The organism is Burkholderia sp. Bp9015, assembly GCF_003853505.1.
In the GTDB taxonomy this organism is placed as follows: Bacteria; Pseudomonadota; Gammaproteobacteria; order Burkholderiales; family Burkholderiaceae; genus Burkholderia.
This window is the reverse complement of record NZ_QTPZ01000067.1, coordinates 1-15906: the sequence shown is the minus strand read 5'-3', so window position 1 is coordinate 15906 and position 15906 is coordinate 1. Positions and strand designations below refer to the sequence as shown.

The following is a 15906-nucleotide window of genomic DNA, read 5'->3' as shown; positions in this document are numbered from 1 at the left end:
GCGGAGACCAAGGAAGGGCTCGAGCGCATCCAGGCGGACTTCCGCCGCGTGCTGACGGCCGCGAAGCCGGACGTCGATCTGCCGTTCTGAACGACGTGCGCACGCGTGCTGCCGACGCATCCGATGCATAGGGAGACAGGCCTCGTGCCGCGTCGCGTGCACGCGCGTGACACCACCCGTTGACAACACAACGAACCGTTCGGGGCTTGCGCCCCGTTCGGCTTTTCATGGCGCCGGAGCAATTGGGAGGAAAGGGATGTCAGGCTATCGCGAATTGAAGGCGCAAGCCAATGAACTGATGAAACGTGCCGAGGAAGCGCGACAGGCCGAACTCGAGACCGTGCTGCAGGAGGTCCGTACCCGTGTCGCCGAATATGGGTTGACCCCGAGACAGATATTCGGCCGTCAGGGCAGTGCCGCAAGGACGGCGCGAAAAACGCCTGCCGTCGCGCCGAAGTACCGCGATCCGAACACCGGGGCGACGTGGTCCGGCCGGGGACGCGAGCCAGCATGGATCAAGGGGAAGCGCCGCGAGCGCTTCCTGATCGAGCGCCAGGAGGGTTGAACGCGACATTGCGCGCTGCCCATAAAATGGAGGCGTCCGTCGGCCCGCGCTTCGCCACGACCCTGGCGACGCGCGGGCCGGCTCACCCGCGACCTCCAAGGCCATCATGGAAATCAAATGGATCGAGGATTTCCTCGCGCTCGCGCAATACCAGAGCTTTTCCCGCGCGGCTGAATTTCGCAACGTCACGCAATCGGGCTTCAGCCGCCGCATCCAGTCGCTCGAGCAGTGGATCGGCGCCGAGCTGATCGACCGCAGCAGCTTTCCGCCGGTGCTGACGCCCGCGGGGCGCCTGTTCCGCGAAACGGCCGAAGACGTCATCAGCCGCCTGTACGATACCCGCGCGATCATCCGCACCGAGCAGCGGATCGCCGGCAAGAGCCTGCAGATCGCCGCGGGCCACACGATCGCGCTGAGTTTCCTGCCGGCCTGGCTCAAGGCGCTCGCGACGCATTTCGGTGAAGTGCGCGCGCGTGTCATTCCGACGAACGTCCACGACTCGATCCTGATGCTCGTCAACGGCAACTGCGAGCTGATGTTCGCGTATCACCATCCGGAGCTGCCGCTCCATCTCGACCCCGCGAAGTACGCGCACCTGACGGTGGGCCTCGACACCCTGATGCCGGCGTGCCGGCCGAACCGTCGATCGGCGCCCGCGTTTCGCCTGCCCGGAACGAAGCAGGACCCGCTGCCGCTGATTACCTACACGGAAACCAGCTACTTCGGCCGCTGTCTCGCGCTGCTGCTCGGCCGCGCACCGGATGCGCCGGCCTTGCAGCTGCACTACGAGTCCGACATGGCCGAAGTGCTCAAGAAGCTCGTGATGGAAGGCGAGGGCGTCGCGTGGCTGCCCCGCAGCGCGATCGCCGCCGAACTGGCGGCCGGTGACCTCGTGCCGGCGGGCCCGGCGGCGTGGAACCTGGAAGTCGAGCTGCGCGTGTATCGCGACGTGTCCAATCGCAGCGAATTCCTCGACACCCTCTGGCAGCATCTGCGCGCGGCGCCTGTCCGGCTCGGCTGAATCAGGGTTTTCCCGCGTTATGCGGCGCTCGCATACCGCCATGTCGCACCGGCATCACGGCTTTTTCGACCGTCCCTACCATTCGTTCCAACGGCACATGCGACGCGCGACCGGCGTCGCGCGGCCTTCTTCGCAGCGCTCGCCGCCTTCCGGCGGCCGGGTGCCACCCAAGGACGAATGGACATGAAAAATCGCCTCACCTCAAGCATCGCAGTCGGCATGATCCTCGGTGTCGTCGCCGGTTATGCGTGCCACGCCAACATCGCGGACCCGGCCACCCTCAAGACGATCGCCGGCTACTTCTCGATCGTCACCGACATCTTCCTGCGCCTGATCAAGATGATCATCGCGCCGCTGGTGTTCGTGACGCTCGTGTCCGGCCTGGCCGGCATGGACGGCGGCGAGGACGTCGGCCGCATCGGCCTGCGCTCGCTCGGCTGGTTCATCTGCGCGTCGCTGATTTCGTTGAGTCTCGGCCTCGTGATGGCCAATGCGCTGCAGCCGGGCGCCGGCCTGAACCTCGTGGCGAGCGCGGGCGAGGTCAACACCGGACTGAACACCGCCGCGCTGAACGCCCGGGACGTCATCACGCATGCGTTCCCGACCAGCCTGCTCGATGCGATGGCGCGCAACGACATCCTGCAGATCCTGGTGTTCTCGATCTTTCTCGGCGTCGCGCTGAGTGCGTTGAAGCGCGACCCGCGCGTCGGCGTCGTGATCCAGTCGATCGACGGGATGGTGCCGGTGATGCTGCGCCTGACGAACTACGTGATGCGCGCGGCGCCGCTCGGCGTGTTCGGTGCGATCGCGTCGTCGGTCACGCTGCGCGGGCTCGACGTGATCTACACGTACGGGAAGCTGATCGGCGCGTTCTATCTCGGCTTGCTGGTTCTTTGGGCGATCCTGATCGGCGTCGGCTACGTGTTTCTCGGGCGGCGCGTCGGGAGCCTGCTGAAGGCCGTGCGCGAGCCCGCGCTGATCGCGTTCTCGACCGCCAGCAGCGAGGCCGCCTATCCGCGCCTGACCGAGCAGCTCGAGCGCTTCGGCGTCGACAAGAAGGTGGTGGGCTTCACGCTGCCGCTCGGCTACGCGTTCAACCTCGACGGTTCGATGATGTATCAGGCGTTCGCGGCCATCTTCATCGCGCAGGCGTTCGGCGTGTACATGCCGCTGTCGGAGCAGGTGTTCATGCTGCTGGTGCTGATGTTGAGCAGCAAGGGCATGGCGAGCGTGCCGCGCGGCTCGGTGGTAGTGGTCGCGGCGGTCGCGCCGATGTTCCATCTGCCGGTGGCCGGCGTCGCGATGGTGCTCGCGATCGACCAGATCCTCGACATGGGCCGCACGATGACCAACGTGATCGGCAACAGCGTGGCGACGGCGGTGATCGCGAAGTGGGAGACGCGGCGCGCCGTGAAATCGCAGGACGCCGTATTCGAGCGGCCGGAGCTGAACGCATGATGCGCACGGAGACGGATAGCGTGAATGCGCGGAGGAAATTCGGCGTGGTCGGCGGCCTGGGGCCGCTGGGCAGTGCCGACGTGTTCTTCAAGATGGTGAAGGCGACGCCGGCGTCGTCCGACGAGGAACACGCCGGGATGATCTTCGAGCAATACCCGTTCAAGGGCTCGGGGTCGGGCAGAGCGGTGACCATCGAGCGCAAGCTGTACGTGTTCGACATGATCCGGCAGTTCGAGAAGCGCGGCGTGACGACGGTCGTGCTGCCGTGTTTCCTGAGTCACACGTTCATCGACGAATTGAAGGCGAATACGCGCCTGCCGATCGTGGACATCGTCGAAGCCGTTCGCTACCACGTGCGGCGCAAATACCCGGACGCGACGCGCATCGGCGTGCTGGCTTCCGACTACGTGCGGGACAAGCGACTCTTCGACACGTATTTCCCGTCACCGCAGTTCGACGTCGTTCATCCGCGGACGCACGACGGGATCGATCTCGTGACGGAAGCCGTCTACGGCGCCGACGGCATCAAGCGCGGCAATCTGCGCGGCCGGCCGGTCGACCTGCTGCGCCGCGCATGCGCGGACCTGATCGATCAGCGCGTGCAGGTGATCGTCCCCGGCCTGACCGAGATCGCGCTGGTCGCGGACGCCATCGGCCCGCTGCGCGTGCCGCTGGTGGATTCGAACCTCGCGTATGCGCAGTACGCGGTGACCGGGCACGCCGGTTCGCGCGCGGCGCCGTTCAAGGTCGGCGTGGTTGGCGGCGTCGGGCCGGCCGCGACGGTCGATTTCCTCGACAAGATCGTGCGCAACACGCCGGCGTCGCGCGATCAGGAACACATCAAGCTGCTGGTCGAGCAGAATCCGCAGATTCCCGACCGGACCGAGAACCTGACGGGCACCGGCGCGGACCCGACGATCTCGTTGTACGCGACCTGCAAGAAGCTCGAGGACGGCGATGCCGACGTCATCGCGATTCCGTGCAACACCGCGCATGCGTTCGTCGAGCGGATCCAGCCGTACCTCGGCATTCCGGTCGTCAACATGCTGACCGTCACGGTCGCGCATCTGCGCGATACGTATCCGGGGCTGCGCGACGTCGGCGTGCTCGCGACCTCCGGCACGATCGAAAGCGGGGTCTACCAGAAGGCGCTGGAATCGCAAGGATTGCGACAGGTTGCACCGACGCCCGCATTGCAGGCGCGCGTGATGGAAGCGATCTACGGGAAGCAGGGCGTGAAGGCCGGCTTCACGACCGGACAGTGCAAGGACGATATCGGCGCCGCCGTCGACGCGCTGATCGCCGAGGGCGTGCGGGTGATCGTGCTCGGCTGCACCGAGCTGCCGATCCTGCTGCCGGGCGGCGAATATGTCGCGCCGGACGGGCGTCGGGCGACGCTCGTCGATCCGACCGACGTGCTCGCCCGCACGTGCATTGCGTATGCGATGGCGGCTGGCGGCTGAGCCGGTGCCGATTCGGCGTGTGAGCGCGAGCGGCAGACGCTCCGGAAGCGCGCGCCGTTCGGCGCGTGCTTCGACGATCGAGCCGCCGTCCGGGAAAGACGGCGCGATCCGGCGCGGTTTCCCGCATTCGCGCCCTTCTTGGAAAACTGTATGAATATACAGTATAGTATCCGTCGAACTCGAGCGGCGCGGGCATGACCCGTGCGGCACGTGCGCCGCGCCTGCGGGCATCCGCCGCAGCGTTCCGGCACCGTGAATTCCGGCTAACTCATTCAGACGGGCAGGCAAATTGTCATCCAGCAATCTGATCCGCATTCGCGGAGCACGTCAGCACAACCTCAAGAACCTCGATCTCGACCTGCGCACCGGCGAAATGACGGTCGTCACCGGCCCGTCGGGCTCCGGCAAGTCGAGCCTCGTGTTCGACACGCTGTACGCGGAAGGCCAGCGGCGCTACGTCGAAACCTTCAGCGCGTATGCGCGGCAGTTCCTCGACCGGATGGACCGTCCGCAGGTCGAGCGCGTCGACGGCGTGCCGCCCGCGATCGCGATCGACCAGACCAACCCGGTCCGCAGCTCGCGTTCGACGGTCGGCACGATGACCGAGCTCAACGATCACCTGAAGCTGCTGTACGCGCGCGCGGCCGAGCTGTTCGACCGCCAGACCGCGCGGCAGGTGCGGCATGACACGCCGGAGACGATCTACGCGGAACTCGTCGAGCGCACGCGCGCCGACGATCCGCGCGTCGTCGTCACGTTCCCGGTCGAGTTGCCGGAAAGCGTGTCCGACGAAGAAATCGCGCAGTGGCTGTCCGCGAGCGGCTACACGCGCGTGCAGGCGCAGCGCGAAGTCGCGTCGCCCACCGGCCCGCGCAAGCTGCTCGACGTGGTGGCCGACCGCTTCCGCGTGCAGCAGGCCGACAAGGTGCGCGTGGTCGAGGCGATCGAGGCGTCGCTGAAGCGCGGCGGCGGCCGCGTGAACGTCTACGTGCTCGCGCCGGAAGCGGAAAACGCGCTGGCCGAGCCGCAGGTGTGGCGTTTCTCCACCGGGCTGCACGATCCCGACAGCGACCTGCGCTACGCGGAGCCGCAGGCGGCGCTGTTCTCGTTCAACTCGGCCTACGGCGCGTGCGAGACCTGCCGCGGCTTCGGCCGCGTGATCGGCGTCGATCTCGGCCTGGTGATCCCCGACGCGCGCAAGACGCTGCGCGGCGGCGCGATCAAGCCGATGCAGACGCCCGCCTGGAAGGAGTGCCAGGACGACCTGATGCGCTACGCGGCGAAGGCCGACATCCGCCGCGACACGCCGTGGTCCGACCTGACCGATGCCGAGCGCGACTGGGTGATCAACGGCTCGCCGGACTGGAACGGCAAGTGGCAGAGCCAGTGGTACGGCGTGAAACGCTTCTTCGGCTATCTCGAATCGAAAGCGTACAAGATGCATATCCGCGTGCTGCTGTCGAAGTACCGCAGCTACACGCCGTGCGAGGTTTGCGGCGGCGCGCGCCTGAAGACGGAATCGCTGCAGTGGCGGCTCGGCTCGAAGGCGAACGCCGATGCGGTGCTCGCGCCCGCCGATCGTTTCATGCCACGCGGCGTCGACTGGACGCGCGCGCAGCTCGAAGCGCTGCCGGGCCTGACGGTGCACGACCTGATGCTGCTGCCGATCGAGCGCATCCGCCGCTTCTTCGACGGGATCACGCTGCCGAGCGCGCTGCTCGACGATGCGCTGAAACTGCTGCTCGCCGAAGTGCGCACGCGCCTGAAATACCTGTGCGACGTAGGGCTCGGCTACCTGACGCTCGACCGGCAGAGCCGCACGCTGTCGGGCGGCGAGGTGCAGCGGATCAACCTGACCACCGCGCTCGGCACCTCGCTCACGAAAACGCTGTTCGTGCTCGACGAGCCGAGCATCGGGCTGCATCCGCGCGACCTCACGCGAATCGTCGAGGCGATGCAGCGGCTGCGCGACGCGGGCAATACGCTGGTGGTCGTCGAGCACGATCCGTCGGTGATGCTCGCGGCCGACCGGCTGATCGACATGGGCCCGGGCCCCGGCGAGCGCGGCGGCACGATCGTCTACGACGGCACGCCGGCCGACATCCGTGCCGCGCGCACGCTGACGGGCGAATATCTCGGCGGCCGCAAGCACGTCGCGCATGCGTCGAATTGGGCGCGCCGCCCGGTCGACGCGAACACGCCGCGCATCGTGCTCGAAGGCGCGACCGAGCACAACCTGCGCGACGTGACGGTCGAGATTCCGCTGCAGCGGCTCGTGTGCGTGACGGGCGTGTCGGGTTCCGGCAAGTCGACGCTGCTGCAGGACGTGCTCTATCCGGCGATGGCGCGCCACCACGGCAAGGCGACCGAGTCGCCGGGCGCGTTCCGCACGCTCACGGGTGCCGACCAGGTCGGCGACGTCGTGTTCGTCGACCAGTCGCCGATCGGCAAGACCACGCGCTCGAACCCGGCCAGCTACGTCGGCGCGTTCGACGAGATCCGCAAGCTGTTCGCGAAGGCGCCGCTCGCGCTGCAGCGCGGCTACGGCGCCGGCACGTTCAGCTTCAACTCGGGCGACGGCCGTTGCCCGACCTGCGGCGGCTCGGGTTTCGAGCACATCGAGATGCAGTTCCTCAGCGACGTCTACCTGCGTTGCCCGGATTGCGACGGCAGCCGCTACCGCGCCGAGATTCTCGAAGTGCGCATCGAGCGCGACGGCCGCGCGCTGAACATCGCCGACGTGCTCGACCTGACCGTCAGCGAGGCGGCCGCGTTCTTCGCGACCGACGCCGAGGTGCTGCGCGTGCTGCAGCCGATCGTCGACGTCGGCCTCGAATACGTGAAGCTCGGCCAGCCGGTGCCGACGCTGTCGGGCGGCGAAGCGCAGCGGCTGAAGCTGGCCGGCTTCCTCGCCGAATCGGCGGCGGCGGCCGGCGGGCGCCGGATCGCCAGCGAAGAGGCGCGCATCGCGCGCGCGAAGCTGTTCATGTTCGACGAGCCCACCACCGGGCTGCACTTCGACGATATCGCGAAACTGATGCAGGCATTCGGCAAGCTGCTCGCGGCCGGCCATTCGCTGATCGTGATCGAGCACAACCTCGACGTGATCCGCGCGGCCGACTGGCTGATCGATCTCGGCCCGGAAGGCGGCGACGGCGGCGGCCTCGTGCTGTGCGCTGGCACTCCCGACGACGTGAAGGCGTGCGCGCAATCGCACACCGGCGTCGCGCTGCTGCAGTACGACCGCGCGATGGACGGCGAAACCGCGCTCGCCGACGAAGGCGTGCCGCTGCAGGCCGTGCTGAACGCCGCCCGCGAGCGGCGCGCGATCGAGGGCGAGGACGTCGTGCGGATCGTCAACGCGCGCGAGCACAACCTGAAGGCGCTCGACGTCGACATCCCGCACGGCAAGTTCAACGTGATCACCGGCGTGTCGGGTTCCGGCAAGTCGACGCTCGCGTTCGACATCCTGTTCCACGAAGGCCAGCGCCGCTACCTCGAATCCCTGAACGCGTATGCGCGCTCGATCGTGCAGCCGGCCGGGCGGCCGGAAGTGGACGCCGTATATGGCATTCCGCCGACGGTCGCGATCGAGCAGCGGCTGTCGCGCGGCGGCCGCAAGAGCACGGTCGCGACCACGTCCGAAGTCTGGCACTTCCTGCGGCTGCTGTACGTGAAGCTCGGCCTGCAGCACTGCATCCACGACGGCACGCCCGTCACGTCGCAAACCGTCGAGTCGATCGCCGCGCAGCTGCTGCGCGACCATCGCGGCGAGCACGTCGGTTTGCTCGCGCCGCTCGTCGTCAACCGCAAGGGCGTGTATACCGATCTCGCGAAGTGGGCGAAGGCGCGCGGCAGCACGCATCTGCGCGTGGACGGCGAGTTCGTCACGGTCGATCCGTGGCCGAAGCTCGACCGCTTCCGCGAGCATACGATCGAGCTGCCGGTGGCCGACATCGTCGTGTCGCCGGACCACGAGGCCGAGTTGCGGCGCCTGCTCGACGAGACGCTCGAGCTCGGCAAGGGCGTGATGCACCTGCTCGCGCCGCTCGACGGGCTGCATCACGCGATGCAGAACGACCATTCGACCGCGCGCGTCGGCGAGGTCAAGGTGCTGTCGGTCAAGCGTGCGTGCCCGGTGTGCGGCACGAGCTACCCGGAGCTCGACCCGCGGATGTTCTCGTACAACAGCAAGCACGGCTGGTGCACGACCTGCGTCGGCACCGGCGTCACGCTCACGCGCGAACAGCGCGCGGCGTACGACGACACGGTGCTCGCCGGTGACGATCGCGGCCGCGAGCAGACCTTGCCGTCGGACGAGCAGGAACCGGAAGGCGTCGGCAACGAGCCGTGCCCCGATTGCGGCGGCACGCGCCTGAACCCGTCCGCGCGCGCGGTCACGTTCGACGCGCATCCGATCGTCGAGGTCGCGCAGTGGACGGTGTCCGATACGCGCCGCTGGGTCGACGCGCTGGAACTGACCGGGCGCGACGCGCAGATCGCGCGCGACATCGTCAGCGAGATCGGCAGCCGCCTCGCGTTCCTCGAGGAAGTCGGGCTCGGCTACCTGAGCCTCGATCGTGCGGCGCCGAGCCTGTCGGGCGGCGAAGCGCAGCGCATCCGGCTCGCCGCGCAGCTCGGCAGCAACCTGCAGGGCGTGTGCTACGTGCTCGACGAGCCGACCATCGGCCTGCATCCGCGCGACAACCAGATCCTGCTGGACGCGCTGCGCAAGCTCGGCGACAAGGGCAACACGCTCGTCGTCGTCGAGCACGACGAGGACACGATTCGCCGCGCCGACCACATCATCGACGTCGGTCCGGGCGCCGGCAAGCGCGGCGGCACGCTGGTCGCCGAAGGGGCGGTCGCGGATCTGGCCGCGCAGCCCGATTCGGTCACGGGCCGGCTGCTCGCGCAGCCGATGACGCACCCGCTGCAGCCGCGCCGTGCGGTGAGCCTCGCGGGCAAGAAGGGCGCACCGGCGGTGCCGGAGGGCTGGCTGACCGTGCACGGCGCGACGCTGCACAACCTGCGTGACGTCACCGTCGGCATTCCGCTCGCGCGGCTCGTCGCGGTGACGGGCGTCAGCGGCTCGGGCAAGTCGACGCTCGCGCGCGACGTGCTGATGACGAACCTGCTCGACGCGGTCGGCCGCTCGGTGCTGTCGTCGCCGGCCACGCGGCGCGCGCGCAAGGCTGCGCAGGACGCGCCGGCCACCAATCGCCGCTCGAGCGTGCTCGCACGCAGCGCGCCGCGGCCGTCGCTGAACGTCACGCATGCGTGGCAGGGCTGCGCGTCGCTGAGCGGCTGGGAGCAGATCGACCGCGTGCTCGAAGTCGACCAGACGCCGATCGGCAAGACGCCGCGCTCGTGCCCGGCCACCTACATCGGCGTGTGGGACACGATCCGCAAGCTGTTCGCCGATACGCTGGAGGCACGGGCGCGCGGCTACACGGCATCGCGCTTCTCGTTCAACACCGGCGACGGGCGGTGTCCGGCCTGTGAAGGGCAGGGCGTGCGCACGATCGGGATGAGCTTCCTGCCCGACGTGAAGGTGCCGTGCGACGTGTGCCACGGGCAGCGCTTCAACCCGGAGACGCTTGCGGTCACGTGGCGCGGCCGGAACATCGGCGACGTGCTGACGATGGAGATCGACGAAGCGGTGGAATTCTTCGCGCCGATTTCGAACATCGCGCATCCGCTGCAGCTGATGAAGGACGTCGGCCTCGGCTACCTGACGCTCGGCCAGCCGTCGCCGACGCTGTCCGGCGGCGAGGCGCAGCGGATCAAGCTCGTGACCGAGCTCACGAAGGTGCGCGACGACATCACGCGGCGCGGCCAGAAGGCGCCGCACACGCTGTACGTGCTCGACGAGCCGACGGTCGGCCTGCACATGGCCGACGTCGCGAAGCTGATCCGCGTGCTGCACCGGCTGGTCGACGGCGGGCATAGCGTCGTCGTGATCGAACACGACCTCGACGTGATCGCGGAAGCCGACTGGATCATCGATCTCGGTCCGGAAGGCGGCGTGGGCGGCGGCACGATCGTCGCGGCGGCGCCGCCGGAAGGGCTCGCGCAGGTGAAGGCGAGCCATACCGGGCATGCGCTGAAGCCGGTGCTGGCGCGAACGGCGGCGCAGGACGGCGAAGCGGAGCGGCAGGGCGAAGTGCGGGTCGGTTGAACGCGGTGCTGCCGGTGAGCGGCCCCGGTGTCTGGGCAGGCACCGGGGCCGCTTTTGCATTCGTCCGTGCGATCGGCCGCTGCGACATCCCGTCGACCGGGCACCCGGCATGAATACATGGCTGCCCGGAATAGCGTGGCCGGATGCGTCGCGCCTGCCGCGCAACGTAGGTGACGCCGGGGACGCCGGGGACGCCGCCGCATCACGCGCGACAGGAACGGCTCGTCCCGGTCGAGCGGAAGACGGCGGCGCTATCTCATTCGCCCTTGACGCCGATCGTCTCGATGATGGTCTCCAGCTGCGGGCTCATCGGCAGGTTGAGGCTCATGCCCGACGGAAGCGGGCGCAGGAACCAGCGCTTGTACTGGCGCGCGATCTCGCCGTCGACGGCCAGCTCCTCGAACGTGCTCTTCACGACCTGCGCGAGCTGCGGATCGTCCTTGCGGAACATGATGCCGTACGGGTCGTAGGACAGGAAGTCGCCGACCACGTCGTACTGGCCGCCCTTGCCCGCATTCACGGCAATCAGGCCGTACAGCAACACGTCGTCCGTCGCGAACGCATCGGCGCCGCCGCTCGCGACGAGCGCGAAGCCCTGCGCATGATCCGGCACCACCTGCAGCTGGATCCCGAGCCTGAACCGCGCGTCCAGGTCGCGCAGCGCCTTCTCGTTGGTCGTGCCGGCCGTCACCGCGACCTTCTTGCCCGCGAGATCGCGGAACGAGCGGATCGGCGAGCCGCGTTTCACCATCACCTTCGTGCCGGCCACGAAGATGATCGGCGAGAACGCCACGCGCTTCTGCCGCTCCAGGTTGCTCGTCGTGGAGCCGCATTCCAGGTCGACCGTGCCGTTGACCACCGCGTCGATGCGGTTCTCGGACGTGACCGGCACCCAGCGGATCGTCAGGTTCCGGTTGACCGCATCCTCGATCGACGACACGAGCGCCTTGCAGAGCTCGATCGAATAGCCGATCGGCTGGTTGCGCGCGTTCAGATACGAGAACGGGATCGACGCGTCGCGATAGCCGAGCGCGATCGTGCCGCTGCTGCGCACCTTCGCGAGCGTGCCGGTCAGTCGGGCCGGCGCGAACGGCTCGACGCGCGGCGGCGTGGACGGCGCATCTTCCGCGCGCGCGGTCGCGCCCGCGGCAAGCAGGCCCGCGAGCGCGAGCGCACGCCAGAATCGCTGCATCTTCATCGCCGGGCCTCCGTCAGACGTCCGTCGGATGCGCAATCGTCGCTTCCTGTTCCGCTTCGATGCGTGCCAGATTGGCTTCGGCTTCCGCTTCCGACATGAGCTGGTTTTCCCACTTCGCGACCACCGCGCTCGCGATCGAGTTGCCGACCGCGTTGGTGGCCGAGCGGCCCATGTCGAGGAACGTATCGACGCCGAGAATCAGCAGCAGGCCGGCCTCCGGAAGCCCGAACTGGTGCAGCGTGGCGGCGATCACGACGAGCGATGCGCGCGGCACGCCGGCCATTCCCTTCGACGTGAGCATCAGGACCAGCAGCATCGTGACCTGCGTGCCGATCGACAGGTGGATGTTGTACGCCTGCGCGATGAACAGCGACGCGAACGTGCAGTACATCATCGAACCGTCGAGGTTGAACGAATAGCCCATCGGCATCACGAAGCTCGAAATCCTGCGTCGCACGCCGAACCGGTCGAGCGCGTCGAGGATCTTCGGATACGCGGCTTCGGAGCTGGCCGTCGCGAACGACAGCATGAATGCTTCCTTGATCAGCACCAGCAACTTGAATACGCGCGGCCCGAGGAACAACAGCCCGGCACAGACGAGCAAGGCCCAGAGCAGGAACAGGCTCACGTAGAAGTCGCCCATGAACACCGCGAACTTCAGCAGTACCGACAGCCCGTTGACCGCGACGGTGGCGGCCATCGCGGCCATCACCGCGAGCGGCGCGAGCTTCATCACGTAGCCGGTGATCTTGAGCATCACGTGCGACAGCTGGTCGATCGCGGCGACGAGGATCTTGCCGCGCTCGCCGAGCGCCGCGAGCGCGACGCCGAAGAACATCGAGAACACGACGATCTGCAGGATTTCGTTGTTGCTCATCGCCTCGGCGAACGATCTCGGCACCATGTGGCCGACGAAATCCTTGAGCGTGAACTTGGAGGTCGCGAGGTTCGCCGATGCGCCGATGTCCGGCAGCGGCAGGCCGAGGTTCTCGCCGGGCCGCAGCAGGTTCGCCATGAACAGCCCGAGCAGCAGCGAGATCAGCGACGCGGTGACGAACCAGCCGATCGATTTCGCGAACACGCGCCCGACCGATGCCGCGTCGCCCATGTGCGCGATGCCGACGACGAGCGTCGAGAACACCAGCGGGCCGATCACCATCTTGATCAGCCGCAGGAACACGTCGGACACGAGCGAGATGTATCCGGCGATTTCGGTGGTGGCCTTTTTGTCGGGAAAGCTCGTGAAGATCATGTAGCCGATCAGGATGCCTGCCACCATCGCGATCAGGATCCAGACGGCTGCAGCATTTTTTTTCTGCATCGTGCGCCTCCCATGCACCGGTTCCGCAACCGGGGATGGAAGGACAATACAGGACCCGAACGGCGATGAACAGTGCAACCGGGGGCGGGTTTGCGCTAGCGCCGTGTCGCGACCGATTGCCCGGCAAAGATCGTGCCGGTGGCACCCTGAGCCCGGTGCCGGCGCAACCCGATACGGGGCGCCGGCACGCAAAAGCGGTTCGGTTCAATCCTGAATGCGCAATACGTGATCGCGGATACGCGTCGACAGCATCGAGCCGCGCTTGAGCAGGAACTCCATCAGCCGCTGCGGATAGTCGGCCCGGACCGCTGCGCGCACGGACGGCCGTTCGGCGAGCCGTTGTCGCCATGCAGTGACCTTGGGCAAGCCCGCGAAGAACCCGAAGTCGTCGATCCGCTCGAACACGTCGAAGTAGCGGAACACCGGCCCGAATGCCGCGTCCACGATGCTGAAGTGCGCGCCGCCAAAATACGGGCCGGTGCCGAGCGTGTCTTCGAGCTGCTCGAATCGTGCGCGGATGTCACGGGTTGCTGCGGCCAGCGCCGTTTCGTCCGCAGCCGTGTAGAACCCCCACACGGTGTTCAGCAGTGCCGAAGCGAACTCGACCCAGGCGCGGTGCCGCGCCCGCTCGAGCGGCGCATCGGGATGCAGCCGCGGCGCGAGCGTCTCGTCGAGGTAGTCGCAGATCACGGCCGATTCGAAGATGGGCGCGCCATCGACGACCAGCACGGGGGTCTTGCCGAGCGGGGAAATCCTGCGAAACCAGTCCGGCTTGTTGCCCAGGTCGACGTCCGTCCGTTCGAACGGCACGCCTTTTTCGGTCAGCACGATGACTGCGCGCTGGACGTAGGGGCACAGCACGTGGCTGACGAGGTGGTATTGGGGCGTGCTCATGTCGTCGCCTCGCCGTGGCAGGCCACGTCAGGCGCGAAGCGCTGGCTGCGCCGGCCCAACGCCACGCGGAGCCGCAACGCGCCATAGGCGGCGGCATTGTCACTCGTCGAAATCGATTGGTTCATATCGGCACCCGTTGGGAGAGTTGGCAAGGCGGCACCGAATTTGACATTGCGGAAGTGCTTGAGCAATACGCATGATTACAATGACGGATTGCAAAAATGCAATGCACGGGGGATAACCGGATGCCATACAAGCTCAGCGCAGCAGACCTCGAAACGATACTGGCGCTGTCCCGCTCGGGCACGCTGGTTCAGGCGGGCGAGCGACTGGACGTGGATGCGTCGACCGTGTTTCGCAACCTCAGGCGGATCGAGCGCGGCCTGCAGCAGCAGTTGTTCGAACGGACCCGCTCAGGCTATCGCGCGAAGGAAATCGCGCTGGCGCTGGCCGAACACGCGGAGCAAGTGGAAGTGCAGGTCGAATCGGCCCGCTCGATCGCCCAACAAGTGCCCGAGCAAGTGGCGGGCACCGTGCGCATCACCACCACCGACACGATTCTGCACGGGCTGGTCGGGCCGGCGCTGAAGCAGCTGGAAGCCGTCCACCCGCGGCTTGCGTACGAGCTGAACACCGGCAACGAGATCGCCGACCTGGGGCGCCGCGATGCCGATATCGCGGTGCGTGCGACCCGGCAGCCACCGGAATATCTGGTGGGCAAGCATGTCGGGTCGATCGACGTGGCGCTTTTCGCGTCGAGGCACGACGCCGCAGTACGCCGTTATGAAGACGTCACGGCGGGCAAGGCACGCTGGATCGCGCCGGACGACGCGCTGCCGGGCCACCCGTCGGTCATCTGGCGCAAACGTCATTTCAGGAAAGTGGTGCCGCACTACAAGGTCGACAGCATCCTGACCGTGATGGAGCTGGTCGCCCTGGGCATGGGCGTCGGCATACTGCCGATGTTTCTGACACGCGGCCGCTCCGATCTCGTGCAATTGACCGATGTCCTGCCCGACTGCCAGACTGAGCTGTGGGTGCTGACCCACCGGGAATCGCGACATCTGCTGCGGGTCTCGACCGTATTCAAATATCTGTCGACGACGCTGAAGATCTGACCGTGTGCTTCGGTGCGCGGCGATGCGGGCGCATCGCGCCACGGGGCCGGACGGGTCATTCGGGAACCTGATCATGCGCACCGGGGCCAGCAGGCTCGTGCTGAAATCGCACGCCTGCGCCGCCTGCCGGACGATCTCGGCGGTCAGCGAATGGGCGCGTGCCGCACACGACCTGACGGAGCGCGACCTGATCGTCGGGATCGGTTTCGCGAACCTCGAACCGACGCAGGCGGTGCGGGAATACGAAAAGCACGGCGTGATCGTCCATGAACGCGTTGCGTCGAGCCTGTATTCGGGGCGGATGCTGAAATCGTTCGGGCTCGGCGGCGCTGTGCGGATATCGCCGCTTCATTGCCATGCGCCCGACGATATCGCGCGATTCCTGGCGATTACCGCCACGCTGGCAGCGAACTGCTGATCGACGACACGGCCCGGATCATCCGGGCCGTGTCGCATTCGGCGCCGGGAAACGCGCGGCGCAATAGGTTCGGGCTATGACCGGCAGAGTCAATGGATAGTTGTCGCCGGCCGGGTTTGCGCGTGTAATGGCCTGCGAAACCGGATGATGCCAACGACTCGATGGAGGAGCAGCGCGTGAAGATCGTCGTAGCAGTGAAAAGAGTGGTCGATTACAACGTGAAGGTCCGCGTGAAGTCGGACAACACGGGCGTCGACATCGCGAACGTG

The 15906-nt window shown here is 67.3% G+C and carries 10 protein-coding genes and 2 pseudogenes; 8 read left to right on the top strand and 4 right to left on the bottom strand.

What is annotated here, in order from left to right; translation table 11 throughout:
• Window positions 1-256 precede the first annotated feature (256 nt).
• The 5 genes from DIE12_RS37150 to uvrA all read left to right on the top strand — a co-directional run bounded on the left by DIE12_RS37150 (window position 257) and on the right by uvrA (window position 10688).
• Window positions 257-565 carry an H-NS family nucleoid-associated regulatory protein gene (locus DIE12_RS37150; RefSeq protein WP_124489813.1) on the top strand — a complete coding sequence of 103 codons (309 nt, stop codon included), beginning with the start codon at window positions 257-259 and terminating at the stop codon, window positions 563-565.
• 106 nt (window positions 566-671) lie between these two features.
• The gene (locus DIE12_RS37145) at window positions 672-1586 is read left to right on the top strand and encodes a LysR substrate-binding domain-containing protein (RefSeq protein ID WP_124524031.1); all 915 of its coding nucleotides are present in this window, start codon (window positions 672-674) and stop codon (window positions 1584-1586) included.
• Between the two features lie 183 nt (window positions 1587-1769).
• On the top strand, window positions 1770-3044 hold the full coding sequence (locus tag DIE12_RS37140; RefSeq protein WP_124524029.1) for a dicarboxylate/amino acid:cation symporter: 1275 nt from the start codon (window positions 1770-1772) through the stop codon (window positions 3042-3044).
• On the top strand, window positions 3041-4507 hold the full coding sequence (locus DIE12_RS37135) for an aspartate/glutamate racemase family protein (RefSeq protein WP_260429083.1): 1467 nt from the start codon (window positions 3041-3043) through the stop codon (window positions 4505-4507). Before DIE12_RS37140 ends, DIE12_RS37135 begins: the two co-directional genes overlap by 4 nt.
• Before the next feature lie 289 nt (window positions 4508-4796).
• The gene (gene uvrA / locus DIE12_RS37130; RefSeq protein ID WP_124524027.1) at window positions 4797-10688 is read left to right on the top strand and encodes an excinuclease ABC subunit UvrA; all 5892 of its coding nucleotides are present in this window, start codon (window positions 4797-4799) and stop codon (window positions 10686-10688) included.
• 256 nt (window positions 10689-10944) lie between these two features.
• Here the strand turns inward: uvrA and DIE12_RS37125 are convergent, their stop codons facing one another.
• The 4 genes from DIE12_RS37125 to DIE12_RS38890 all read right to left on the bottom strand — a co-directional run bounded on the left by DIE12_RS37125 (window position 10945) and on the right by DIE12_RS38890 (window position 14226).
• Window positions 10945-11886, bottom strand: a complete 942-nt coding sequence (locus DIE12_RS37125; RefSeq protein ID WP_124524025.1) for an amino acid ABC transporter substrate-binding protein — start codon at window positions 11884-11886, stop codon at window positions 10945-10947.
• A 13-nt stretch (window positions 11887-11899) separates the two neighbouring features.
• The gene (locus tag DIE12_RS37120) at window positions 11900-13207 is read right to left on the bottom strand and encodes a dicarboxylate/amino acid:cation symporter (RefSeq protein WP_124489810.1); all 1308 of its coding nucleotides are present in this window, start codon (window positions 13205-13207) and stop codon (window positions 11900-11902) included.
• Window positions 13208-13411: 204 nt separating this feature from the next.
• Entirely contained in the window at window positions 13412-14101 is a 690-nt protein-coding gene (locus tag DIE12_RS37110) for a glutathione S-transferase family protein (RefSeq protein ID WP_124524023.1), read from the bottom strand.
• Window positions 14098-14226: a hypothetical protein gene (locus DIE12_RS38890; protein ID WP_260427390.1), complete on the bottom strand. Its 129-nt coding sequence runs from the start codon at window positions 14224-14226 to the stop codon at window positions 14098-14100. Before DIE12_RS38890 ends, DIE12_RS37110 begins: the two co-directional genes overlap by 4 nt.
• A gap of 120 nt (window positions 14227-14346) precedes the next feature.
• Here DIE12_RS38890 and DIE12_RS37105 point away from each other — a divergent pair, with 120 nt between their 5' ends.
• From DIE12_RS37105 to DIE12_RS37095, 3 genes and pseudogenes are all read left to right on the top strand, one after another.
• Window positions 14347-15219, top strand: a complete 873-nt coding sequence (locus tag DIE12_RS37105; RefSeq protein WP_124524021.1) for a LysR family transcriptional regulator — start codon at window positions 14347-14349, stop codon at window positions 15217-15219.
• A 169-nt stretch (window positions 15220-15388) separates the two neighbouring features.
• Window positions 15389-15637: pseudogene (locus DIE12_RS37100) on the top strand (aminotransferase); the annotation flags it as partial.
• Between the two features lie 176 nt (window positions 15638-15813).
• Window positions 15814-15906, top strand: a pseudogene (locus DIE12_RS37095) (electron transfer flavoprotein subunit beta/FixA family protein); the annotation flags it as partial.